This window comes from Streptomyces sp. WAC05292 (assembly GCF_003949955.1).
Taxonomy (GTDB): domain Bacteria; phylum Actinomycetota; class Actinomycetes; order Streptomycetales; family Streptomycetaceae; genus Streptomyces; species Streptomyces globosus.
This window is the reverse complement of record NZ_RPSE01000063.1, coordinates 1-23122: the sequence shown is the minus strand read 5'-3', so window position 1 is coordinate 23122 and position 23122 is coordinate 1. Positions and strand designations below refer to the sequence as shown.

22 protein-coding genes, 2 tRNA genes and 2 pseudogenes are annotated in these 23122 nt (G+C 75.9%); 12 read left to right on the top strand and 14 right to left on the bottom strand.

The window, feature by feature from the left end; genetic code table 11:
- Positions 1-433: 433 nt before the first annotated feature.
- Both EF903_RS10540 and EF903_RS10535 read left to right on the top strand, forming a co-directional pair.
- Positions 434-1276, top strand: coding sequence for a helix-turn-helix domain-containing protein (locus EF903_RS10540; RefSeq protein ID WP_125542932.1), 843 nt, complete (start codon positions 434-436; stop codon positions 1274-1276).
- Entirely contained in the window at positions 1273-2118 is an 846-nt protein-coding gene (locus EF903_RS10535; protein WP_125542931.1) for an XRE family transcriptional regulator, read from the top strand. Before EF903_RS10540 ends, EF903_RS10535 begins: the two co-directional genes overlap by 4 nt.
- A 38-nt stretch (positions 2119-2156) precedes the next feature.
- Here EF903_RS10535 and EF903_RS10530 read toward each other — a convergent pair whose 3' ends face one another.
- Complete coding sequence (locus EF903_RS10530) at positions 2157-4001, bottom strand: bifunctional diguanylate cyclase/phosphodiesterase (protein ID WP_125542930.1); 1845 nt, start codon at positions 3999-4001, stop codon at positions 2157-2159.
- A 344-nt stretch (positions 4002-4345) separates the two neighbouring features.
- On the opposite strand from EF903_RS10530, the gene EF903_RS10525 reads away from it, so the two are divergent.
- Positions 4346-5581 carry a M6 family metalloprotease domain-containing protein gene (locus tag EF903_RS10525; protein ID WP_125542929.1) on the top strand — a complete coding sequence of 412 codons (1236 nt, stop codon included), beginning with the start codon at positions 4346-4348 and terminating at the stop codon, positions 5579-5581.
- Between the two features lie 73 nt (positions 5582-5654).
- Here the strand turns inward: EF903_RS10525 and EF903_RS10520 are convergent.
- The 7 genes and pseudogenes from EF903_RS10520 to EF903_RS10490 all read right to left on the bottom strand — a co-directional run bounded on the left by EF903_RS10520 (position 5655) and on the right by EF903_RS10490 (position 11805).
- Positions 5655-5728 (bottom strand) — tRNA-Lys (locus tag EF903_RS10520).
- Positions 5719-6304 (bottom strand): annotated as a pseudogene (locus tag EF903_RS10515) (hypothetical protein). The gene EF903_RS10520 and the pseudogene EF903_RS10515 overlap by 10 nt, the downstream one beginning before the upstream one ends.
- A gap of 145 nt (positions 6305-6449) precedes the next feature.
- Positions 6450-6797 (bottom strand): hypothetical protein, encoded by a 348-nt coding sequence (locus EF903_RS10510; RefSeq protein WP_125542928.1) that lies wholly within the window; start codon positions 6795-6797, stop codon positions 6450-6452.
- Between the two features lie 95 nt (positions 6798-6892).
- On the bottom strand, positions 6893-8227 hold the full coding sequence (locus tag EF903_RS10505; protein ID WP_125542936.1) for an AAA domain-containing protein: 1335 nt from the start codon (positions 8225-8227) through the stop codon (positions 6893-6895).
- A 41-nt stretch (positions 8228-8268) separates the two neighbouring features.
- Positions 8269-9843: a hypothetical protein gene (locus EF903_RS10500; protein WP_125542927.1), complete on the bottom strand. Its 1575-nt coding sequence runs from the start codon at positions 9841-9843 to the stop codon at positions 8269-8271.
- The gene (locus EF903_RS10495) at positions 9831-11030 is read right to left on the bottom strand and encodes a hypothetical protein (protein WP_125542926.1); all 1200 of its coding nucleotides are present in this window, start codon (positions 11028-11030) and stop codon (positions 9831-9833) included. The genes EF903_RS10500 and EF903_RS10495 overlap by 13 nt, the downstream gene beginning before the upstream one ends.
- Positions 10969-11805, bottom strand: coding sequence for a phosphatase PAP2 family protein (locus EF903_RS10490; protein ID WP_125542925.1), 837 nt, complete (start codon positions 11803-11805; stop codon positions 10969-10971). The genes EF903_RS10495 and EF903_RS10490 overlap by 62 nt, the downstream gene beginning before the upstream one ends.
- A 116-nt stretch (positions 11806-11921) precedes the next feature.
- On the opposite strand from EF903_RS10490, the gene EF903_RS10485 reads away from it, so the two are divergent.
- Positions 11922-12518: a histidine phosphatase family protein gene (locus EF903_RS10485; RefSeq protein WP_125542924.1), complete on the top strand. Its 597-nt coding sequence runs from the start codon at positions 11922-11924 to the stop codon at positions 12516-12518.
- Between the two features lie 24 nt (positions 12519-12542).
- Here the strand turns inward: EF903_RS10485 and EF903_RS10480 are convergent, their stop codons facing one another.
- Positions 12543-13844 (bottom strand): tetratricopeptide repeat protein, encoded by a 1302-nt coding sequence (locus tag EF903_RS10480; protein ID WP_125542923.1) that lies wholly within the window; start codon positions 13842-13844, stop codon positions 12543-12545.
- 156 nt (positions 13845-14000) lie between these two features.
- Here EF903_RS10480 and tnpA point away from each other — a divergent pair, with 156 nt between their 5' ends.
- The 4 genes and pseudogenes from tnpA to EF903_RS10460 all read left to right on the top strand — a co-directional run bounded on the left by tnpA (position 14001) and on the right by EF903_RS10460 (position 16393).
- Complete coding sequence (gene tnpA, locus EF903_RS10475) at positions 14001-14423, top strand: IS200/IS605 family transposase (protein WP_125542935.1); 423 nt, start codon at positions 14001-14003, stop codon at positions 14421-14423.
- A pseudogene (locus tag EF903_RS10470) lies at positions 14401-14622 on the top strand (zinc ribbon domain-containing protein); the annotation flags it as partial. The gene tnpA and the pseudogene EF903_RS10470, both read left to right, overlap by 23 nt.
- Before the next feature lie 327 nt (positions 14623-14949).
- On the top strand, positions 14950-15405 hold the full coding sequence (locus EF903_RS10465; RefSeq protein WP_125542922.1) for a hypothetical protein: 456 nt from the start codon (positions 14950-14952) through the stop codon (positions 15403-15405).
- Positions 15406-15448: 43 nt separating this feature from the next.
- Positions 15449-16393 (top strand): fused MFS/spermidine synthase, encoded by a 945-nt coding sequence (locus EF903_RS10460; protein WP_185902607.1) that lies wholly within the window; start codon positions 15449-15451, stop codon positions 16391-16393.
- A gap of 61 nt (positions 16394-16454) precedes the next feature.
- Here EF903_RS10460 and EF903_RS10455 read toward each other — a convergent pair whose 3' ends face one another.
- Positions 16455-17012, bottom strand: coding sequence for a hypothetical protein (locus EF903_RS10455; protein WP_125542921.1), 558 nt, complete (start codon positions 17010-17012; stop codon positions 16455-16457).
- A 79-nt stretch (positions 17013-17091) separates the two neighbouring features.
- Here EF903_RS10455 and EF903_RS10450 point away from each other — a divergent pair, with 79 nt between their 5' ends.
- The 4 genes from EF903_RS10450 (at position 17092) to EF903_RS10440 (ending at position 20084) form a co-directional block, all read left to right on the top strand.
- The gene (locus EF903_RS10450) at positions 17092-17781 is read left to right on the top strand and encodes a response regulator transcription factor (protein ID WP_125542920.1); all 690 of its coding nucleotides are present in this window, start codon (positions 17092-17094) and stop codon (positions 17779-17781) included.
- Positions 17782-17803: 22 nt separating this feature from the next.
- The gene (locus EF903_RS10445; protein ID WP_125542919.1) at positions 17804-19204 is read left to right on the top strand and encodes a HAMP domain-containing sensor histidine kinase; all 1401 of its coding nucleotides are present in this window, start codon (positions 17804-17806) and stop codon (positions 19202-19204) included.
- Positions 19205-19266: 62 nt separating this feature from the next.
- Entirely contained in the window at positions 19267-19431 is a 165-nt protein-coding gene (locus tag EF903_RS33925; protein WP_185902606.1) for a DUF5993 family protein, read from the top strand.
- Between the two features lie 11 nt (positions 19432-19442).
- Positions 19443-20084 (top strand): disulfide bond formation protein B, encoded by a 642-nt coding sequence (locus EF903_RS10440; protein WP_185902605.1) that lies wholly within the window; start codon positions 19443-19445, stop codon positions 20082-20084.
- A gap of 44 nt (positions 20085-20128) precedes the next feature.
- On the opposite strand, the gene EF903_RS10435 is transcribed toward EF903_RS10440, so the two are convergent.
- The 4 genes from EF903_RS10435 to EF903_RS10420 all read right to left on the bottom strand — a co-directional run bounded on the left by EF903_RS10435 (position 20129) and on the right by EF903_RS10420 (position 22810).
- Positions 20129-20623: a MarR family winged helix-turn-helix transcriptional regulator gene (locus tag EF903_RS10435; RefSeq protein WP_125542918.1), complete on the bottom strand. Its 495-nt coding sequence runs from the start codon at positions 20621-20623 to the stop codon at positions 20129-20131.
- 100 nt (positions 20624-20723) lie between these two features.
- Positions 20724-20796: transfer RNA gene (locus EF903_RS10430), tRNA-His, on the bottom strand.
- 105 nt (positions 20797-20901) lie between these two features.
- Positions 20902-21504 carry an oligoribonuclease gene (gene orn, locus EF903_RS10425; protein WP_125542917.1) on the bottom strand — a complete coding sequence of 201 codons (603 nt, stop codon included), beginning with the start codon at positions 21502-21504 and terminating at the stop codon, positions 20902-20904.
- Positions 21505-21640: 136 nt separating this feature from the next.
- Positions 21641-22810, bottom strand: a complete 1170-nt coding sequence (locus EF903_RS10420; protein WP_125542916.1) for a helix-turn-helix domain-containing protein — start codon at positions 22808-22810, stop codon at positions 21641-21643.
- Positions 22811-23122 lie beyond the last annotated feature (312 nt).

Here is a 23122-nt window from a genome sequence, read left to right as displayed (position 1 = left end):
ACCCCGCGCCGAGCGGCGCCCCGCCCCGCACCCACCAGCCCGGGTGCGGGGCGGCGGTGCACCGCGGCGGCGCCCCGCGGCCCGGCCTCCAGTCGGGAGGCCGGGCCCGAGGCGTTCCCCCGTGCCCCGGGCCGGCCCGGCCGCGCTTCCCCCGAATGCGCGACCGGTCCGCCCCGTCGTGGGCCGGACCCGCGCTGCGGCGTCGGCCCGGCTGACGCAACGACTCTCCTCCGCCAACCTGAACCCCGTCCAGGGGCGCCCGCCGAACCGGGTCAGCGTGGGACGTCCCACGCTCTGACCTGCTGGGATGTACTTCCGTGGGATGCGCCGGTGGGACGGTGCGGACCCGAACGGTTCTCGCCAACCCGTGGTCCGGACCTGGAAGCCGGATCGCGGCGGCCCGATGCTGGGGGAGAACAGGGGGGAACGACCAGTGGCGCGTTGGAAGGAACTGCCCGCCGCACTCGACAGCCGGGAGCGCCGGCTCGTCGCGGAGCTGCGGCGGTTGAAGGACCACAGCGGTCTGAGCCTGGCCGCGCTGGCGGCCAAGACCGCCTACAGCCGGTCGTCGTGGGAGCGGTACCTCAACGGCAAGCAGCCCGTGCCGCGGGAGGCGGTCGAGCAGCTGGCGCGGGTGTGCGGGACGGATCCGACCCGGCTGGCGGTACTGCACGACGTGGCCGTCCGGGCGCGGCAGCCCGCGGGGGGCGCGGCAGCGGCGAAGGCCCCGGAGGAGCAGGAGGACGGCCCCGCGCAGGAGGCCGCGGCCGCACCGCCGGATGCCGCACCCCCGCAGGGCGCCGGCGACGGCGGCGGGCAGCCGGTGGCCCGGCCCGCGCGGACGGTGGCTTTGGGGTGGTTCCTGGCCGGGGTCGCGGCCGCCGCGGCGGCGGCCTTCACGGCGGGCCTGCTGGCCGGAGGGGCCTGGTCGGACGGCGGGAAGGCGGCGGAGGCCGCGCAGACCGCCGACGCGGCTGCGGGCGGCAAGCCCGGCTACCGGCGGGGCGTGGCGTACCGGTGCGAGGTGAAGCGGGAGGGCGCGGAGCTGCGGGCCGGGCACGGCACGAGCCGCACCATCCTGCTGGACACCAACAGCACCGGCTTCGACGTCGTCGAGGTCCAGTGCCTGCTGCGCGAGCACGGCTTCGACCCGGGCAGCACCGAAGGGCTCTACGACCAGGCGACGAAGGACGCGGCGACGCGGTTCCAGAAGGCGCGCGGGCTCGTCGCGGACGGCATCGTCGGCCCGAAGACCTGGGGGGAGCTGCGGAAGTGATCACGGACACGGAGTGCGGGCAGCTCGCCGCCGAGCTGCGGCGGCTGCGCGAGCGGACGGGGCTGAGCCTCGCGGCGCTGGCCCGGCGCACCCCGTACAGCAAGTCGTCCTGGGAGCGGTACCTCAACGGCAAGCAGCCGCCGCCCCGCAAGGCCGTGGAGGCCCTGTGCTCGGTCGCGCAGGAGCCGCCCGCCCGGCTGCTGGCGCTGTGGGAGCTCGCCGACAGCGCCTGGAGCGGACGGGCCCGCCCCGCGGGGCCCGCACCCTCCGCGCCGGGCGGCACGCCGGCCGCCGCAGCCGCCGAGGCCGCGCCCGCGGCGCCTCCCGGGCCGCCCGCCCCGCCCGGCCGGCGGTGGCGTCCGGCGGCAGCCGCGGCCGGGGCGGTGTGCGCGGCGGCCCTCGCGGCGGGTGCCGCCCTGCTCGCCCTGCGCGGTCCGGAGCCGGAGCGCGCGTCCGCCGGGCCGCAGGAGAAGCCGATCCGGAACCCGGGCTGCGCGGCGGAGTCCTGCGCGGGCCAGGACCCGACGCGGATGGGCTGCGGGGGCGCGGGCATGGTCGACACCGTCGTCGCCGTCGACGCGGTCGGCGGGCGGCACCTGGAGCTGCGGCACGGCGGGATGTGCCGGGCGGTGTGGGTGCGGGCGTCCGGCCTGGCCGCGGGCGACCGCGTCGAGCTGTCCCTGCCCGGCCTGGCGCAGCCGCAGGTGCTGGTCGCGGCGGAGCGGGACGTGGGGACCTACGTGTCGACACCGATGGCCCCGGCGGCCGAGGGCCCGGCCGGGGCCCGCATGTGCGTCCTGCCGGCCGGCGGCCCCGAGGACGCCCGCGTCTGCTTCCCCTGACCGTCGGGCCGGGAACCGGGCCCCCGGGCGCCCCCGCGTCAGTTCCGGTCGCGGCCCGCGCCCGGGCGGGTGCCGATCATCTCCGCGATCCGCTCCGGCGCGACGGCCCGCGAGTACAGCCACCCCTGGCCGGTGTCGCAGCCGACGCGCCGCAGCCGGGCCGCCTGACCGGCGGTTTCCACGCACTCCGCGGTGACCGTCAGGCCCAGCCGGTGCGCGAGCTGGACGAGGGCCTCGACGATGGTCTCGTCCGCCGGGTTCGGGTGCGTGCCGTCGTCGTAGCGGAAGCCGCGTACGAAGGACCCGTCCAGCTTCAGCACCGACACCGGCAGCCGGCTCAGGTAGGCCAGGTTCGAGTAGCCGGTCCCGAAGTCGTCGATGGCGATCCGCACGCCCATGTCGCTGAGCGCCTGGAGCGCCTGCAGCGGCCGCCCGGCCGAGCCCATCACCGCCGACTCGGTGAGCTCCAGCTGGAGCAGCTGCGGCGCCAGCCCGGTCTCGGCGAGGATCCCGGCGACGTCGCCGACGAGGTCCGAGTCCCAGACCTGCCGGACGGCGACGTTCACCGACACGAAGACCGGGCTGTCGCTGGGGTGCTCGATCTGCCAGCGTCGCGCCTGCCGGCAGGCGGTACGCAGCACCCAGCGGCCCAACTGGACGATGGAGCCGTCCTCTTCGGCGATGCCGATGAACCGATTCGGCGTCAGGTTGCCGAACTGCGGGTGGTTCCAGCGCACCAGGGCCTCCACCCCGCGCACCGTGCCGCTCTCCAGATCCACCAGCGGCTGGTACTCCACCTCGAACTCGCCTCGCTCCACCGCGGGCCGGAGCGTGGAGCTGAGGGCCTGCCGGGTCATGCGGTGGGCGTTGCGCTCGGGGTCGAAGAGGGTCCAGCGGGCCTTGCCGTCGGCCTTCGCCCAGTACAGCGTGGTGTCCGCGGCCTGCATCAGCCCGGTCGCCGAGGTCCCCTCCGCGGCCCGCTCCACGACGCCGATCGACGCCGACACCGACAGCCGCTGCCCCGCCAGGTCGAACGGCTCCTGGATCGCGGCGAGGACGCTGCGGGCCAGGTCCGCGAGCTGCTCGGTGCCGGTGGAGTCCTCCACCAGCAGCGCGAACTCGTCGCCGCCGAGCCGGGCCACCAGGTGCCCGCCGGTCCTCCCGAACCCGGACTGGTCGGCGCACTGCGTCAGCCGGCCCGCGACCGCCGTCAGCAGCCGGTCGCCGACCCGGTGCCCGAGGGTGTCGTTGACGGCCTTGAAGCCGTCCAGGTCCAGGTAGCACAGGCCGATCCGGCCCGTGCCGCCGTGCTCGTACGAGGAGGACTCCAGGGCGGCGGAGAGCCGCTCGAAGAACAGGGCGCGGTTGGGCAGCCGCGTCACCGGGTCGTGCATCTGCAGGTGCCGCAGCCGGGCCTGGAGGTCGCGGCGGTCGCTGATGTCGGCGACGGACAGCAGGACGTCCCGGGTGCCGGGCACCGGGCCGAGGGTGACCTCCGTCCACAGCGAGTGCCCGTCCGGGTGCTTGAGGCGGCGCGTGCAGCGCAGCCGGGCCTGCCGGCCGCGCAGCACCTCCTGGTACGCCTGCCAGGTACGGGCCTCCGCGCCGAGGTCGACGAGGTCGGCGGCGCGCCGGCGGACCAGCGCGTGCGGCTCCGCGCCCAGCAGGGACGCCAGCGCCGGGTTCGCGGCGACGACCTGCCCGCCGCGGTCGACGACGGCCATCGCGAGGTGCGCGGCGTTGAACGCGGCCCGGTAGTCGCGCGGTTCGGACTCCGCCCGCCCCGGCGCCGAGGACATGACAGGCACTGAAGGGTGACGCTCCGTAATGGCCGATCGGATGCTGTCGGCCGCCGAACCGGTTTCGTCAGAGGTGCCGCTCACCGTGGCTCCCGCAGTGCTCGTGTGTGTCCGTGCAGGAAAGTGTGCCGATCATAGAGGCAGCCGTACGGCCCTATCCAGCGGCGTCGCCGTGTGGGGGGCTCCGCTTCCGCGTGCTGACGGCCCGTCGGCGCCTCCTGGGAGATCGTTTCTGTGCAGGTGTGAGCGACCGACTCCGACTTCTGGTCCCGGGTGATCGAACGTGACGTTCCGTAGGCAAGAGAGTGAACGCGTGGGTCACCGGCTTGCCGTACACCTCACCCGTGTGGGGCACCGGAACAGGGCGTTAGTAAGACAATCGACTCAGGGTGGGACGAGAGGGTACGAACTCACCACCGGAGGTCGATGTGCGGCGACAGCAGACACCCGGGGGAGTGGACCGCTCCCGCCTGCGCAGCGCGGCGGCGGCGCTCACCTCCCTGTCCGCCCTCGCCGCCATGTCCCTCGTCGCCGGGCCTGCCGCGGCCGACTCCGGCGCCGGGCCCTGCGCCCTGGCCCGCACGGCGGCCCACCACTCCCTCGGCCTCGACACCTGGAACGGCGCCTACCCGCGGCCGGTCCGCAGCCTGGACGCCGTCATGGTCTTCCTGTCCTTCCCCGACCACCGGGCCGAGCTGACGCCGGAGGAGCTCGCCGCCGACCACTTCCCCGCCACCAGCGACTTCTTCGACCGGGCCTCCTACGGCCGGTTCCGCCTCGTCCCGCACCCGCAGCAGCAGTGGATCCCCATGCCGAGGCCGTCCACGGCGTACGGGATACAGCGCGACTGGGCGCCCGCCGACCGGGCCGCGTACCTCCGGGACGCGGTGACGGCCGCGGACCGGGAGATCGACTTCTCGCGGTACGACGTGGTCTACTTCGTCGCCGACCCCGACGCGCCGGGCGTGGACTCGGACGCCACCAAGGTCGTCAACTTCGACCGGCCGATCCGCGCCGACGGGACCGACCTGCGGCGGATCGTCACCGTCTTCGAGCGGCACCCCCCGGACCGCAACGTCCTCGCCCACGAGACGGGGCACGTCTTCGACCTGCCGGACCTCTACCACCGGCCGAGCGACGGCAAGGGCGACTGGGACACCCACGTCGGGGACTGGGACGTCATGGGCAGCCAGTTCGGGATGTCCCCCGACCTGTTCGCCTGGCACAAGTGGAAGCTCGGCTGGCTCGACGCATCGCAGGTGGACTGCGTGCAGTCCGGCTCCTCCCTGCACACCCTCCAGCCGGTCGGGGTCGCCCCGGCCCCCGGGTCCTCCGGCGGCACCCGCCTCGCCGTGATCCGCACGGGCCCCGGCAGCGCCGTGGCCGTCGAGGCGCGGGGCTCCGCCGGCAACGACGGGGACACCTGCACGGAGGGCGTCCTCGTCTACCGGGTGCGCAACGAGGCGCCCTCGGGCGGCGGGCCGATCGAGGTGCTGGACGGGCACCCGGACACCGAGGCCTGCTGGGACCGCTCGGTGTACCCGCCCCTGGCGGACGCGCCGCTGGAGGTCGGAGAGTCGTTCACCGTGCCCGGCGAGCGGATCAGGATCGAGGTCGCCGACCGGAGCGCCTCGGGCGCCTACACCGTCAAGATCACCACCTGAGGGCGGCGGGGCCCGATCGGCGCCGGACAACGAGGAAGGCCCCCCACTCGCGTGGGGGGCCTTCCTCCGTCTGTGCGCCGCCAGGGACTCGAACCCCGGACCCGCTGATTAAGAGTCAGCTGCTCTAACCAACTGAGCTAGCGGCGCTTGCTGACGAGGAAGACATTAGCAGGAGGAGGCCCGGAAGGAAAAATCGATATCCGCAGCTCGGGCCGCGCGCACGTACGCCCACAGCAGCGCCTCCGGTCCCGGAAGCCACGGGCGGCGGGTGTCCGGGGCGACGAGCCAGCGCGAGGGGCCGGGCGCCGCGTCGAGCGGGGGCACGCCCACGGCGTCGCCGAGGCCGTGGCACAGCGGCGCCGGCACCGGGTTCCCCCACTCCTCCCAGGCCAGCAGTGCCGGCAGCCGGTGCGCGGTCCCCGTGGCGGCGAAGAGCAGCACCCGCCCCCGGTGCACGGCGACGGGCCCGCTGCCCGGCCCCTCCGACCACAGCAGGTCCAGCATGCGCCGGCCGAGGACCGACGGGACGTTGACGACGTCGAAGGCGGTGCCGCAGGGCAGCACGGCGGGCGCCCACGGCCGGGCCTGCCACGCCTCCAGGGTGTCCTCCGGCCGGGCCGATGCCGAGGCGAGCCAGGCGGCGCCCTGCGCCGTGACCTGGGTGGCCGTACGGGAGTCCCGGTCGGGACAGGCGGAAGCGGAGGCCGTCGTCAGCGTCGTCATGGCAATGATCTACCGTCCGTGGCGGAGCGGTTTCCAGGAGTTACGGAAAACCGGGACACGGCGGCACCGACTGCGCTATGTTGCGCCCCGCATATGCCACGGGACCGTCCCCTGCCGCGGCCGGCTGCCGCGCGGGCCCGTCCTGCTACGCGCGGCCGGGGCCGCCGCCGCGCTGGAGGGTCTCCCCGAACTCGATCATCTTCAGGGCGTAGTCCTCGGTCCACTCGGCCTCGGACGCGATCAGCGCCGGGTCCAGCCGGTCGAACCGCCGCGGATCCGCCAGCTGCGCCGCCGCAACCGCCTGGAACTCCATGGCCCGCTCCGCCGCCGCCCGGAAGGCCAGCGTCAGCTCGGTGGCCCGGGCCAGCAGCTCCCGCGGGTCCTCGATCGACTCCAGGTCGAAGAAGTGCTCCGGGTCCGCGACGGCCTCCGACGGCTCGAAGAGCAGCGGCGCGGGCCGCAGCTTCCGCTCGGTCCGCTCGGGCTCTGCCATGCGTCTCCTCCTGCTGCGCGTACGGGACCGGGCCGGGCGCCGGGCCACCCTCCATTCTCCAACGCCGCGCAAGAGGGCCCGGCCGCGTGCGCGGCTCAGGGCCGCCAGGGCACCCGGTGTTCCGCCAGGTGTGCCAGGACCGCGTGGTTCGCCTCCCAGCCGTCCGGGAACTTCACCGTCACGCCCAGCTGGACCGGCTCCGCCGACGGGTGCTCGTCCAGCAGTTCCGCGATGCCCGCCCGCGCCACCACCACGCAGGCGTGCCGGTGCCGGGAGGCCAGTACGCACAGGCGTCCCGTCTCCAGGTGGAAGGCCGTCGCGTCCGGCCGCCCCGACAGGGGGTGCAGCACCACCGTCAGGTCGTACTCGCGGCCCTGCAGCCGGTTCGCGGTGTCCACCGTCACCCCCGCCACCCCGAGACCGGCCAGCGCGGTGCGCACCGCTGCCGCCTGGTCCCGGTGCGCGGTGCCCACCGCGATCCGGTCGGGGGTGAGCGGGGCCGGATCGGGGGAGTGCTCGTCGTGGGCGACCGCTCCGCGGTCCAGGGCGCGGCGGACCACCAGGGCCACCGCCCGGACCGCCTCCGGGTCGGTGCGCGGGGTGTGCCGGGCGGGCAGCTCCAGCAGGCCCCAGCCGGCCTCTGCGGCCTCGTCCAGCACGCGGTCCGGGCCGGAGCCGTCGGAGGGGACCCCGTACGAGAGCCGCCGCTCGCCTGGGCCGGTGCCGCTGCGGAACGGCGAGTACGGGTAGAAGGCGCGCGAGACCAGCGGCGCGGCGCTCGCCGGGAGCCGCCAGGACACGGGCAGCCGGTGCTGCGGCAGCTGCGGGTTGTGCGCCAGCAGCGTGCTGACCGCCGAGGCCGAGGGGTCGTGGGACAGGCCCGCCCACTGCTCCGCGCCGACCACGCTGAACGGGTCCAGCTGCCCGGGGTCTCCGACGAACAGGGCCCGCTCGAACAGCCCGGCCACGGCCAGCAGCGCGTCCGAGCGCATCTGGTAGGCCTCGTCGACGATGGCGTGCTCCCAGGGCTCGGTGTTCTTCACGTAGGCCCACTTCGCCGCCGTCGAGATGGTGACCGGCAGCTCCGCCAGGTCGCCCGGCTTCGCCGACAGGGTGACCGACGGCAGGTCCCGCAGCGCCGGGTCGTGGGCGTCGGCGTCGCTGCTGTGCAGGCGGCCCACCCGCAGCTCCGGGTCCTTGGCGGCGAGCCGCAGTACCAGGTCGTCGACCTGCGCGTTCGTCTGCGCGACGATCATCAGGCGGCGGCCGGCCGCGGCGAGCTCGCGTGCGGCGCGGACCACGAGGGTGGACTTGCCGGCCCCGGGAGGGGAGTCCACGACGACGCCGCGCTCCGGCCCGTGCAGCGTGTCGCGCAGGATGGCGGCGGTCGCCGCGGCGGCGGCCGCACCCGGGTCGGGCGCGGCGGGCACGGCGCCGGGCGCGGCGGCAGGGCGGGGGATCGGGCTGGCGGTCAAAGGAGGTCCTCGTCGGTCACGGCGTCGGGCAGCCAGGCGGCGGCTTCGGCCGCCGCGGATCCGGGCGGCCCGCCGTGCGTCCACGGGGTCTGCTCCGGGTCGGGCAGCTTCGGGCCGCCCCGCGCGTCGTGCTCGAACAGCGTCCAGCAGACCCGGTCGCCCTTCTCCGGCACCGAGCCCGGCTCCGGCTCGCGGCCGCGGCCCATCTTGTCCAGCAGCCGCAGCACCAGGCGGCCGTCCTCCTCGCGGCGGACGAACTGCGCGCTCTGCGGGCGCCCGTCCAGCGAGCGGTACACCTTCTGGCCGCCCTCCTCCGCGAGCTGCGGGCGGTCCTCGGTGTACACGGTCACCAGGGGGCGGGGGCTCGGCCGTCTGGAGTCGGTCCACTCCATGACGACCTCGGTGACCTCGCCCGCGAAGGCCTCGCCGGCGAGCCGCCGGCCGGCCATGACCAGGGGGTCGTCCAGGGCCTCCTGTGCGTCGAGGCGCACCTGCTCCGTCTCCCGCGTCGCGAGCTTCTGCGCCGCGGTGACCGCGTCGTCGCGGCGCGGCTGCGGCGGCTCGCCCGCCCGGACCCGGTCGCGGTGCCCGGTGTAGGACCAGCGGTCGCGGACCCAGCGCTCCTCGGCCCGCTCGGCCGGCGGCAGGCCGCGCAGCAGGTCCAGGGCCCGCCACACCGCGTCCCAGGTGGGGTGCATCTGCCCGGCGACCAGCTCGCGGACCTCCTCGGCGGCGCGGGCGGCCTGCGCCGGGCGGCCGGAGGCGCGCGCGGCGTCGTACCGGGCCATGGCGGGGGCCAGCAGCCTGTTGTCGAAGGCCGGGTCGGTGGCGGGCCCGGCGGGCGGGACCAGGAGGCGGCCCCGCCGGTCGCGGCCCGACTCGGCGCGGAGCGCGGCCTCGGCGCCGGACTCGCCCTCCGGGGGGTCGATCCAGGAGAGCAGGGCGCCCAGGTGCTGGTCCTCCAGGTTGCTCTGGCCGGTCGCCCAGTGCCGGGCGAGCACCTCCGTCGCGGCGAGCAGCATGGCCGAGCCGGGGACGCGGGCGCGCTCGCCGAGGTGGGTGAGCCAGCGGCCCAGCAGCGGGACCCGGGCGGGTGCCGGGTACGGGTTGTCGGGATCCTCCTCGGCGGTGCGGCGGAACCGCATGGACCGGCCCAGCAGGCGCACGTACTCGACGCCGGCCCGGCTGGGGACGACGAGCTGCGGGGCGTCCAGGCACAGCTCGGCGGAGACCTTGCCGCGCACCCCGGTCTCCGGGTCGGTTTCGGTGCGCTCCACGAGCTCGACGGCGTCCGCGTACGACTCGACGTACGGCAGGACCTCGTCGGCGAGGTCGGCGAGGAAGGACCAGCGCAGGTCGCGGTCGCGGGGCTGCGGCACCACCAGCAGGCGGGGGGCGGCCCGGTCGGTGCCGACGAGCGCGCCGAGGGGCGCGCCCGCCTCGCCGGCGGTGGTCAGCGGGACGAGCACGAGCGGGCGCTCGGACAGGTGGCGGTGGCGGACGGTCGCCAGCGGGCGGGCCCGGCCCGCGCGGACCGCCTCCAGGCGGGCGAGGGTGTTCAGCAGCGGCATGCGCCCTCCTCCGGGGCGTCGGCGGTCTCCGCGGCGGCGGCGAGGGCCCCGGCGGCGGCGCGGTCCGCGGCCTCGGCGAGGGCCTCGGCGCGCAGCCGGGCCGCCTGGAGCAGGGCGGCGGCGGTCGGGTCGTCGGCCGGGCCGCGGCCGGCGGCGGCGTCGAGGGCCTGCGTGACGGTCGCGCACCCGCCGAGCTCCCCGCGGACGGAGCGGCCGAGCGCGGTGGCCTCGCCGGCGGCGCGGGCCCGCTCCCGGCAGTGGAAGGCCAGCTCGCAGGCGGAGAGGCACTCGGGGGCGTAGGAGGCGGAGACGGCGGAGACGGCCTCGGTGAGCTCGGCGGCGGGCCGGGCCGGGTCGAAGGTGAGCCCCGCGGGGAGGGCGGCGGCGAGCTCCTCGACCCGGGCGAGACGGGCGAGCTGGCGGCGGGTGACCGCGCGCTCGCGCCGTACGTCGACGGAGGCGGCGGCGGGCTGGTTGGAGAAGTCCTTCGGGCAGACGAGCAGCACGGTGTGCCCGACCTCGGCGGCTTCCACCTTCGCGGCGGTCCCCTCCAGGGCGAGCACGTACACGGCGGCCTGCCGGGCGGCGGCGCCGACCTTGGCGGGGTCGGCCGAGCCGTCGAGCAGCGGAAACGACTTGACCTCCACGACGGTCCAGCGGCCGTCGGGGTGCACGACGACGGCGTCGGGCTCCAGGTAGGCGGGGGTCCCGGCGACCTCCAGGGCCAGCATCGGGTGGTCCAGCAGGGTCCACTCGCCGGCGGCGGTCGCCTCGCGCAGGGCGAGCGCGGTCCGGGCGGCGCGGCCCTCGGGGCCGGCGGCGGTGAGGTCGGGGACGCGGGCGCCCGCGCGGGGCGCTTCGGCGCCGGCCCCGAGGTGGAGGTGGACCAGGCGGAGCAGCTCGGCCCCGCCGTCGCCCTTGACCTTGGCCTCGAAGGAGTTCCCGCGGATGATCGCGAACTGCGACTGGCCGAACGGCGCGGGTGAGCCGAGGGCCGCGGCCAGCGCCGTCTTGTCGACTCCGGCCCCGTCCAGGAGGGCGCGTCTGCCGCAGCCCGGGTTGGCGGCGAGTGCCGCCAGCGCGCGGGCGTCGAGCGGACGGGGAGGCACGGCCGGGCCGCGCAGGTCAGCGAGCCGCTGCCGCAGTGTCGTCGTCTGGGGCGGGCCGCTGTGCGGGTGGGAGCTCACGGGCGGAAGTGTCCCATCCGCCGCTGACAATCGGGGGCGTACTGCCGAAACCCGCTGTTCGGGAGGGCAGCCGGCGGGCGATCGCGTACCCGGCCGCCATCACTCCGGCCCCGGCGGCGGCGTCGAGGAAGTAATGGTTGGCCGTGCCCATGACGACCAGCACGGTGAGGGCGGGGTAGGCGGCGCCGAGCGCCCGCAGCAGCGGTCGGCGGCCGTGCCGCCACAGCAGGACGCCGCACCACAGGGCCCATCCGACGTGCAGGCTCGGCATGGCCGCGTACTGGTTGGTCAGGCCGCCCAACCCGCGGGGCGCGCTGGCCTCGGCACCCCACCAGCCGTACGCGCTGTACTGCGCCATGGTGTCGGTGAAGCCGTGCGCCGGGTCGAGCAGGCGGGGCGGGCAGGTCGGCAGGAGCGTGAAGCCGGCGAGGCCGAGGAGGGTGGAGGCCGCGAGCCAGGTGCGGGCGGCGGTGTAGGCGTGCGGGCGGCGGAGGTAGAGCCAGACCAGCACGGCCGGGGTGACGAGGTAGTGCAGGGAGGCGTAGGCGAAGTCGGCGGGGACGCCGAGGGCGGCGTGGCCGGTGAACAGCCGGTTCAGGGGCCGCTCGAAGTCGATGCCCAGCGCGTCTTCGACGCGGAGGATCGCGAGCCCGTGGCCGACGGCGAGTCCGACGTCGCCGCGGGCGAGGAGCCTGCCGCCGGAGTACGCGCCGTAGAGGAGCGCCAGGAGCAGCAGTTCGGCCCACCAGCGCGCGGGCTTCCGCCTTTCAGTCATGCGGCCTAAGACGTGTGTTCGGGCGCGCGGGTTGCCTGGTGCCGGTGTGATGGATGATGGTCGGACGATACGAGCACGCGAACCGCTCCGCACCACCAGTACCGGGAGAGACACCCATGGCGCCCCGCATCCTCCTCGCCCGGCACGGCCAGACCGCGTGGTCCCGGCTCGGCAGGCACACCGGCCGCACCGACGTGCCCCTGCTGGAGGAAGGCCGGCAGGGGGCGAAGCTGCTCGGCGAGCGGCTCACCGGGGAGCCGTGGAACGCCCTGCCCGGCGTGGAGGTCCGCACCAGCCCCCTGTCCCGGGCGAGCGAGAGCTGCGACCTGGCCGGGTTCGGCGGCCGGGCCGAGCCGTGGGACCTGCTGATGGAGTGGGACTACGGCGACTACGAGGGCATGACCCCGGCCGAGATCCAGGCGGTCCGGCCCGGCTGGCTGATCTGGCGCGACGGCGTTCCCGGCGGCGAGTCCGTCGCCGACGTCGCGGCCCGGGCGGACGAGGTCGTCGCCTGGGCCCGCTCCGCCGAGCGGGACGTCCTCGTCTTCGCCCACGGGCACATCCTGCGCACCCTCGCCGCCCGCTGGCTCGGCTTCGAGGCCTCCTTCGGGGCGCGCATCCGCCTGGAGCCCACCTCGCTGTCGGTGCTCGGCTGGGCGTACGGGGCCCCCGCGCTGGAGCGCTGGAACGACACCGGGCACCTGGAGGCCTGAGGGCCCGCAGGCGCCGAAGGGGCGTCAGGCCATGGCGCGGCGGGCCAGGAAGGACGCCACGCGGGGGCTCCGCTGGTGCGGCACCAGGGTGCGGGCCGTCGCCGACAGCATGCTCTCGACCCGGGTGGACTGGACGTCCGCGAGCAGGTCCATGACGCGGCCGCCCGCCCAGGCGGCCTCGTCGGGGGCGCCCGCGCGGGCCAGGTCGTCGGCGAGCTCCGCGGTGTAGAGGGCCACGTTGCGGGCGAAGTGCGGGTCCTGGAGGTCCGCGGCGCGCCGCGCGTGCCGGGCCGCGCGGGCGTGCTCCCCGAGCGCCGCCCAGCAGCGCGACTCCAGCGACTCCAACTCGGCCTCGCCGAAGAAGGACATCCACTCGGGGTCGGCGTCGGCCTCCCCGCGGGCGAACTCGGCGTGCGCCCGGCTGAGGGCGTCCTCGCAGGCCCGCCGGTCGGCGAGGCCGGCCCAGCCGCCCGCCTCGCGCAGCGCGAGCAGCGACAGCAGCCGGTGGGAGCCGAGGGAGCGGGCGGCCCGGCGGCCCGCCTGCGCGGCCCGCACCGACTCCCGCGGGCGGCCGGTGTCCCGGGCCAGGAAGGCCATGTTGCTGAAGGCGTGCGCCTCCAGAGCCGCGTTCCCCGAGACGCGGGCCGTGGCGAGGGCCTCCGCGTAGTGCGAGCGGGCGTCGTCGAAGCGGCCCGAGTCGTGCGCCAGCCAGCCCACCGACAGGGCCAGCTCGCCGGCGCCCGCGTGCAGCCGGTCCTCGGTCGACTGCCGGGTCGCGCCCGCGTCCAGCAGCGCGTAGGCGGCGCGCAGCGGTTCGGCGGCGCGGCGGTACAGGGCGTCGGCACCGTGCCGGTCGTCCAGCAGCCGGATCCGGCGCACGGCGTCCTCGACGGCCGCGGCCTCCGGCTCGCCGGCGCGGGCGGGCAGCCGGCGGGTGTCGCCGAAGAGGGTCAGGCCGAGGGTGGCGGCCGCCACGGTCGCGGAGCCGCCCGCCATGAAGGCGCGGCGCTGCACGTCGCTCTCCCCGGACCGGGCACGGGCGAGGGCGGTGCGCTGGGCGGCGCGGCCCCGGACCGCCTCGCGCGGGGAGAACCCCAGGTCGGTCAGGGTCCGGCCGGGGAACATGTGCAGGAAGACCCGTTCGTAGGCGTAGTTGGGGCAGCGGATCTCCCCGGCCTCGACGCGGCCGATGTAGCGGGCGTCGCAGGAAACCGTTTCTCCGATGTCGCGTGCGGCCCGCCGCACCAGGGCCGCGAACTCGGCGGGGGACCGGGTTCCGCGCAGCCGCCGGAACGCCTGGTTGGGTGAGTGCGGGGACGCCGCCATCAGGACCTGGCCAGGGGGCGCCCCGCTTTGGCGGGGTGGGGAATGGCATCTGAGCCCTGCTCTGACCTCAACTGTGCGCACGGATCCGCACTGTTCACCGGAGCCCGCCTCTCTGCCGCGCCAGACCTGCGGCGTGTGCATAGTGATCGCGTGACTGTGACCAGGAAGGTTCGCCGATTCTCCGGCGGCGTGTACGACCTCGGGCTCCACATCGTGTGGTGCCCGAAGTACCGCCGTCCTGTCCTCGGCGGCCGGGTCGCGGAACGACTGGAAGAACTGATCCGGCAGAAGGCAGGCGAACGCGGGTGGGAGATCGTCGCCCTCGAGGTGATGCCCGACCACGTGCACCTGCTCGTGAAGCACGATCCGAAGTCGTCGGCCTCGTACGTGGCGAACCAGTTCAAGGGCTTCACGTCCCGCGTGCTGCGCGAGGAGTTCCCGCACCTGAAGTCGCGGATGCCCACACTGTGGTCGTCGTCGTACTTCGCGGCCTCGGTCGGCGCCGTGTCGGCGGCCACGGTCGAGAAGTACATCGACACCCAGTGGGAACGCCCCGGGCCTCCTGGCGAACAAGGCTGAGAGCGCCGGTCGCCTGGTAGTTCCGGTGGACGCGCGCAACACCTCCCGCACGTGCCCCGGCTGCGGGCATGTCGCGAAGGAGAACCGCGCCACCCAAGCGGAGTTCGCATGCACGGCGTGCGGGTTCGCGGCGAACGCGGACCACGTCGGCGCGACGAACGTCCTCAACAGGGCCGGGCTGGCCCTCAGCGCGGCGGCTTGGCCACCGACGCAGGAAGCCCGCGCGTTTACGCGTGGGTGGAGTCACGGACCTGGCCTCTCTGGCAGGGGACGCACCGCCGGCGCTGTCGGCGGGGGTGCCGGCCCGGCGCGCACGCAACGTACCGCCGGCGGGGGCCCCGTGATGTGGTGTTTGGCTACAAACCGGATATCTCACCCGCGATCCGCCATGAACTGCCATCCTTTGCGGCGTCTTGCCGCCGCATCCGTTGACGGACGGGGGCGTTGAACCCCTTGAGGAGCGCGCTGCGGCTCCCGTCCCCCGCGCGCAGGCGACGGAGGAGGCGTTCTGGTGGTGGAGGCCGGTATGGAAAGCACTGGAATGGACACCGCGCCCGCGCAGGGCGCGCCCCGCGCACCGGGGTTCCCGGCAGCCCCCGCGGCCCTCGCGGTCCGGGCGGTCGGCGCCGACGCGCCGGACCTCGTGACCGTGCCCGCCAGGCAGGGCCTGGAAGCCGTCGACATCATCCGCCGCGCCGCGGACCGGGACGGCGGGGTCGGGCCGGTCCTCCACGACGGCTCGGGCGACACCCTCGGCTTCCTCGTGCCGCCCGGCACCGCCGACGGCTGGGACCTGCCGGGCAGCGCCTGTACGCAGACGAACGGGCGCGGGATGCGCTTCGGCGAGCTGCCTCCGGCCGCGCGGGACGGGGGCTGGCTGCTCCCGCCCGACCCGGCGGGCGGCGTCACCGACCCGGAGGTGCTGCGTGCGGCGCTCGGCGAGGCGGCCCGGCTGATCGAGGCGGCGGACGGCTGCAGCTGAGCCGGGCGGGCCGGCGGGCCCGCGGGGCGGGGACAATGGCCTGGTGGCAGGCAAGGGCAGGAGCAAGGACAAGGGCCGCGGCGAGGCGCGCGGCGCGGACGCCGGCAGCGGGCGGCGCGGGCGCGGCGGCGCGCCGGCGGCGGGACCCGGCGGCGGCTCCGGGCCGGTCTCCGCGCAGGTGGACGGCGGGCTCGCGGAGCTGGCGCCCGACCGGGAGAGCCCGGGCGGCTGGACCCTGCTGATCGACGGCGCGCCGCAGTCGCACGTCGACCTCGCAGACCCGGGCCGGCTCGCGTTCGCCTACCAGCGCCGCATCGGCCACCTCATCGACCTCGCCGCCCCCGCCCGGCGCCCGCTGAACGTGGTCCACCTGGGCGGCGGCGCCTTCACCCTGGCCCGCTACACGGCGGCCTCCCGCCCCCGCTCCCGGCAGCAGGTCGTCGAGGTCGACGCCGCGCTGGTCGCCTTCGTACGGGAGCACCTGCCGCCGGACCCGCAGGCCGGGATCCGGGTCCGGGCGCTGGACGCGCGCGCCGGCCTCGCGAAGGTCCCCGACGGCTGGGCGGACCTGGTCATCGCGGACGTGTTCAGCGGCGCCCGCACCCCCGCGCACCTGACGAGCACCGAGTTCCTGGACGAGGTGCGCCGCACCCTCGCGCCCGGCGGCTGGTACGCGGCGAACCTCGCGGACGGGCCGCCGCTCGCGCACCTGAAGGGCCAGATCGCGACCGCGGCCGCCCGCTTCGCGCACCTGGCGCTGGCCGCGGACCCGGTGGTGTGGCGGGGGAAACGTTTCGGCAATGCGGTGCTCGCCGCCTCCGACCGCGAACTGCCCGTCGCCGAGTTCACCCGCCGGGTCGCGAGCGACCCGCACCCCGGCCGCGTCGAGCACGGCCGGGCCCTGACCGACTTCGCGGGCGGCGCGGCCCCCGTCGCGGACGCCTCGGCGGTCCCGTCTCCGCAGCCGCCGCCGTCGGTCTTCCGCTGACGCGGCGCGACCCGCGACCCGCCCCTTCCGCGCCCCGCTCCCGCCCTGCCGCTCCGGCCGTTCAGTTCTCGTACGTCTCCACCAGCGGCGGATGGCTGTGCCACGTGCAGAAGACCGACACCTCCCGGTCGCCCTTGGTGAAGGTGACCCGGATCCAGTACGGCTGCTTCCACACCTGCATCTGCCAGCCCGCCTCCGGCGTCGCCGAGACCAGGTCCGCCGAGGAGGCGCCGAGGTCGAAGACGACCCGGCCGCCCGCCGCCGTGTACGCCTTCACCCGCCCGGCGTCCCCCGAGCCGTCCGCGGCGTCCTGCCCCGCCGGGCGGGAGCCCGGCCCGGACGCCTTCGCCGACGGCCTGCCGGACGGCTGCCCGGCGGGCGTCGCGCCCGGGTCCGGCGGCGAGGCCCCGGCGGACGGCGACCCGGTCGGGGACGGCGCCGGCGCGGCGGTGGCCGGGCGCTGCGTCGACGAGGACAGCGCGTCCGGCGCCAACGGCACCGCGAGCGGCGGATCGTAGGCCGTTCCGGACATGACGGAGTGCACGCCCCACCACGACAGCGTCACCGCCGCCCCGGTCGCCAGCATCCAGGCGAAAGCATGTACAAGTCCTCGGCGCATCAGGCCACATACTGCACCACCCGCCCCGAACGCCGCCCGACACCCCGCGGTGTCCCCCGAATGGACTACGGTGCGGCTCATGGCAAGTGTGCTCGTGGTCGAGGACGACCAGTTCGTACGTTCCGCCCTCATCCGGCACCTGACCGACGCGGCCCACACCGTGCGCAGCGTCGGCACGGCCCTGGAAGCCCTGCGGGAGGTCGCCCACCACCGCTTCGACGTCGTCATCCTCGACCTCGGACTGCCCGACCTCGACGGCGCCGAGGCGCTGAAGATGCTGCGCGGCATCACCGATGTCCCCGTGATCATCGCCACTGCGCGCGACGACGAGGCCGAGATCGTCCGGCTGCTCAACGACGGCGCCGACGACTACCTGACGAAACCGTTCTCCGTCGAGCACCTCTCCGCCCGCATCGCCGCCGTCCTGCGCCGCGCCCGCGCCGCCGCCGGGGCCGAGGCGCCCTCCCGCGTCCTGCGGGTGGGCGGGCTCGCCATCGACCCGCTGCGCCGCCAGGCCGAACTCGACGGCTCCGTACTGGACCTGACGCGCCGCGAGTTCGACCTGCTGGCCTTCCTCGCCGGCCGGCCCGGCGTGGTCGTCTCCCGGCGCGAGCTGCTCGCCGAGGTGTGGCAGCAGTCGTACGGGGACGACCAGACCATCGACGTGCACCTGTCCTGGCTGCGCCGCAAACTCGGCGAGACCGCCGCCAGCCCCCGCTACCTGCACACGCTGCGCGGCGTCGGGGTGAAGCTGGAACCGCCCGCGTGAGCGCCGGCAGGGGGGCGCGCCCGTGAGGTGGGCCCTGGTCAAGGTGTGCCTGGCGGTCACCGTGATGGTCGTCGTGGCCTTCGCGGTGCCGCTCGGGCTGGTCGTCCAGGAGATGGCCAGCGACCGGGCCTTCTCCAACGCCGAGCGGCAGGCGGCCACGATCGGCCCGACCCTGTCCATCACCACCGACCCCGTCCAGCTGCGCAAGGCGGTGGAGTCCACGCAGACCGGCGCCGCCGGGCGGATGGCCGTGCACGTGCCCGCCGTCGGCGGCAGCCAGGCCGTCGAGGTCGGCACCGGCCGGGCCGCCGCACGCGCCGTGGAGGAGACCCGCAAGCAGGGCCGGGCCATGACGGTCCCGCTGGCCCGCGGCGGCTCCGCCCTGCTCCAGCCCACGGCCCTCGGCTCCGGCGACATCGCCGTCGTCGAGATCTACGTCCCCGAAGCCGAGGTCAGCAACGGCGTCGGCACCGCCTGGCTCGTCCTCTCCGGCGTCGGCCTCGCCCTCGTCGTCGGCTCGGTCGCCGTCGCCGACCGGCTCGGGGCCCGGCTCGTACGGCCCGCCGAGCGGCTCGCCGACGCCGCCCACCAGCTGGGCGAGGGCCGGCTCGGGGCGCGCGTACCGGAGGCCGGGCCGAAGGAGCTGCGCTCCGCCGCCGTCGCGTTCAACTCCATGGCCGACCAGGTCGTCGAGCTCCTCGCCAACGAGCGGGAGCTCGCCGCCGACCTCTCCCACCGGCTGCGCACCCCCCTCACGGTGCTCCGGCTCAACGCGGCCTCGCTCGGCGAGGGCCCGGCCGCCGAGCAGACCCGCGCGGCCGTCGAGCAGCTGGAGCGGGAGGTCGACACGATCATCCGCACCGCCCGCGAGCAGCGTGCCCCCGCCGCCGGGGCGGGCGCCGGATGCGATGCCTCCGAGGTGATCCGCGACCGGATGGGCTTCTGGTCGGCGCTCGCCGAGGACGAGGGCCGCACCGTGCGGCTCGCGGGGGTGGACCGCACGGTGCGGATCCCGGTGGCCCGGCCCGAGCTGGCCGCCGCCCTCGACGCCCTCCTCGGCAACGTCTTCCGGCACACCCCCGAGGGCACCCCCTTCGCCGTCGACGTCCACGACGCCGGGGACGCCGTCATCGTCCTCGTCTCCGACGCCGGCCCCGGCATCGACGACCCCGACGCCGCCCTGCGCCGCGGGAACGACGGCGGCCGCGACGGCTCCACCGGCCTCGGCCTCGACATCGTCCGCCGGGTCGCCGAGTCCACCGGCGGCGACGTGCGCATCGGCCGCTCCGTCCTCGGCGGCACCGAGGTCAGACTGTGGATCGCCCTCGACGGCCGGACCCGCGGCGCCGCCCCGGGCGGCGGCCGGGAGCGGCGCGGGCGGCGAAGGCGGCGCGGGCGCGCCGCTGCCGGTCAACCGACGTAACCGGCGGATGCCGGGGGCGCGCCTCGCGGGGCCCGCGCGGGTCCGTGGGTACCGTCCGCGGCATGGACACCCTCATCTTCGGCGGTCTCCTCGCCACCCTCTTCGCCATGTGCCGGGAGTCGTCGCGGACGGCCGTGCTCGGCGCCTGGTGGGCCGTGCTCGCCGCGGTGGTCCTGCTGACGGCCCACCACGCCGCGGGCGGCCCCTCGCTCGGGGCGGGCCTCTGACCGTGGTCACGATGCACAGCAGCATGGTCCCGGAGACGCCGATCGAGGGCGGCCTCCTCGGCCGGGCCCAGTTCTGGTTCGCCTGCCTCTTCACCGCCGGCTGGGCGCTGGTCGCCGCCGGCGGCCTCGTCCACCAGTTCGCCACCGGGGTGCCGCCGTGCCCGCTCTGCGTCGTCCAGCGGATGTGCATGCTGCTCGCGGCGGCGGGAGCGGCGTACATCGTGCGGACGGCCCTGATGGACGGGGCGGTCTCCGGCCGCGACTACATGACAGGGTGGGGGCTGGCGCTGACCGCCCTCGCCGCGGGCTCGTTCGCGTCCTGGCGGCAGGCCGTCCTGCCCGGCGGCCGGGCGGACGGCGCCGCGGTCCTCGGCCTGCACCCGCCCGTGTGGGCGGCACTCCTCTTCCAGGCCTCCGCCGCGGCCGTCGGGATCGTCCTCGCCCTCGCCCACGCCACCGCGGACCGGGCCGTCCCCGCGGCCGGGCCCGGGCGGTACCGGACCGCGGGAGCGGCCGTGCTGTGGCTGCTTGTCCTGGTCACCGCCGTGAGCCTGGCCGCGGTCTTCCTCCAGGAGGGCTTCCACTGGTTCCTGGCCGACACACCGCGCCGCTACGAGTTCTTCCACGACGTACGCCCCGGCCGGCTGTGGTAGCACCGCCCCGCCGGCGGGAGGCCGCGTCGCCCGCCCCCGCCCGGTCAGTCCCCGGAGCGCAGGCGCTCCGCCTGCGCACGGCCCGCCTCGGCGGCCCGCCGCATGAAGTCGGCGATCACGGCCAGCTCGGCGTCCGTGTAGCCCTCCAGGACGGCGCCGAAGGCCCGGCCGGGGGCCTCCCAGGCCTCGCCGAGCCGGGCCCGGGCGTCCGGCGCGAGCGCGACGAGGGAGCGGCGGCGGTCGCCGGGGTCCGCGAGCCGCTCCACGACCCCGGCCCTGACCAGGCGGTCCACCAGGCGCGTGGCCGAACCGGAGGTCAGACCCGTCAGACGCGCCACGTCGCCCGTGCCGACCGGGCCGGGCTCCAGGTCCAGCAGGGCGACGCACTGCAGGTCGGTGGGGTGCAGGCCGACGCGGCCGGCGAGGGCCTGGTTGAAGAGGGAGTGGCCCGCGTAGTGGCGGCGGCTCTCCTCGACGACCCGCGCGAGCAGCTCCTCGCGGCTCCCGCGCCCACCCGTACGGGGCGAATCCGTGGACATGACCTCTCCGTGCCCGGCGAACGGCTGCGCGGCGCACCCTCGGCACCGCGGACGCGGAAGGGCCCCGGCCCGCTTCCGCGGACCGGGGCCCTTCTGCCAGGGTGAGTGACGGGACTCGAACCCGCGGCCACCTGGACCACAACCAGGTGCTCTACCAACTGAGCTACACCCACCATGTCCGGTCGAAACCGACCGGCCGAAGAAAAGGGTACAGGGTCCCGGAGGGTGCTCGCGCCCCCGTTTTCCGGGACCCCCCTCCCTCAGGGCCGCTCCGCGTGCTATCCGGCGGGCAGCACGTACTTCGCGGCGATGGTCCGGGCGGTGTCCGAGTCGGGCCCCGGCTGCGGCACGAAGACCGCCTCCCGGTAGTAGCGCAGCTCGGCGATCGACTCGCGGATGTCCGCCAGCGCCCGGTGGTTGCCGTTCTTCGGCGGGCTGTTGAAGTACGCCCGCGGGTACCAGCGGCGCGCCAGCTCCTTGACCGAGGACACGTCCACGATCCGGTAGTGCAGATGGGCCTCCAGCGCCGGCATGTCCCGCAGCAGGAACCCGCGGTCGGTGCCGACCGAGTTCCCGCACAGCGGCGCCTTCCGCGGCTCCTTGACGTGCTCGCGCACGTACGCGAGGACCTGCTCCTCCGCGTCGGCCAGCGTCGTCCCCCCGGCCAGCTCGGCGAGCAGGCCGGAGGCGGTGTGCATCTCGCGCACCACGTCGGGCATGGTCTCCAGGGCCGCGTCCGGCGGGCGGATCACGATGTCCACGCCCTCGCCGAGCACGTTCAGCTCCGAGTCGGTGACCAGTGCGGCCACCTCGATAAGTGCGTCGTCCGTCAGCGAGAGACCGGTCATCTCGCAGTCGATCCACACCATGCGATCGTTCATGCGTCCACCTTATGCGCTCCCCGCGCCGATCCGGCCGGGCCCGCACCCCGGCGCACCCGGGGACAGTGCAGGGCCCCGCACCGGTTCGAGACCGGTACGGGGCCCTGCCGTTCGGGGTGCGCCCCCGCGCCCGGTGCTACGCGTGCTCGCGCAGCACCCGGTTCGGGGCGTACAGCTCCGTCACCGTCGGGCCGGAGGCGGCCAGCGCCGCCGCCGTCCGCTGCGGCTGCGGGGTGCGCTGGTGCGGCACCGGCCCCGCGCCCAGGTCGGAGGCCTGCGCCTCGCCCTGGGGCCGGCGGGCCCGGTAGGCGGAGCGGTAGGCCGCCGGGGAGGACCCCAGCTGGCGGCGGAAGTGCCCGCGCAGCGCGACCGGAGAGCGGAACCCGCAGCGCCCGGCGACCTCGTCGACCGAGTAGTCGGAGGTCTCCAGCAGCCGCTGTGCCTGGAGCACCCGCTGGGTGATCAGCCACTGCAGCGGCGCGCTGCCGGTCAGCGAGCGGAACCGCCGGTCGAAGGTGCGCCTGCTCATGTACGCGCGGGCCGCGAGCGTCTCCACGTCGAACTGCTCGTGGAGGTGCTCCAGCGCCCAGGCGACGACCTCGGCCAGCGGGTCGGCGCCGATCTCCTCCGGCAGCGACCGGTCGAGGTAGCGCTCCTGGCCGCCCGTGCGCCGCGGCGGGACGACGAGCCGGCGGGCCAGCGCCCCGGCGGCCTCGCTGCCGTGGTCGGTGCGCACGATGTGCAGGCACAGGTCGATTCCGGCCGCGGTGCCCGCGGAGGTGAGGACGTCGCCGTCGTCGACGAACAGCTCGCGCGGGTCGACATGGACGGACGGGTACCGCTTGGCCAGCGTCGGCGCGTACATCCAGTGCGTCGTCGCGGGCCGCCCGTCCAGCAGACCGGCGGCGGCGAGCACGAAGGCCCCCGTGCACAGTCCGACGATCCGGGCCCCCTCCTCGTGCGCGAGACGCAGGGCGTCCAGCGCCTCCGGAGGCGGCGGCGAAGTGATGGAGCGCCAGGCCGGGACGACGACGGTGCCCGCGCGGGCGATCGCCTCCAGGCCGTACGGCGCGGTCAGTTCGAGTCCGCCGGTGGTCCGCAGCGGACCGTCCTCACCGGCGCACACGAGCAGTCGGTAGCGTGGAACTCCCGCGTCCTGCCGGTCGATGCCGAACACGGAGAGCGGAATGGAGCTCTCGAAGATCGGTCCGCCGCTGAACAGCAGCACCGCGACGATCTCCCTGCGGCGACGCCCCGCGAGCTTCCTGCCGGCGTCCGCGACGACGGCGGTGGAATCCTGGCTCATGGCTAAGCCCCCCTTGGGTGTCGCGACTCCTTGGTCTGGTCGCACCTGCACGTTTCCCCTCGGCCTTGCACGTGGATCCCCCGCCGTAAAACATGATCGAATCTACTGCGTCCACTGGTGTCGGCGTGACAAGTTCAGCACGCAGCGCTATGTCGACTTGGCAACTTGGCGAAAAGCATTCGATCAGGAACCGTTCCGCTCCGCTACCGGCCTGGGGGTTCCCGGATTCGGCCGTGGCCGGTACTCATCGGGTATGCCGGGCCCTCCGCGGCCGTCGTCGCTGGTGGTGGGGGGCGGGACGGGGCATTCCGG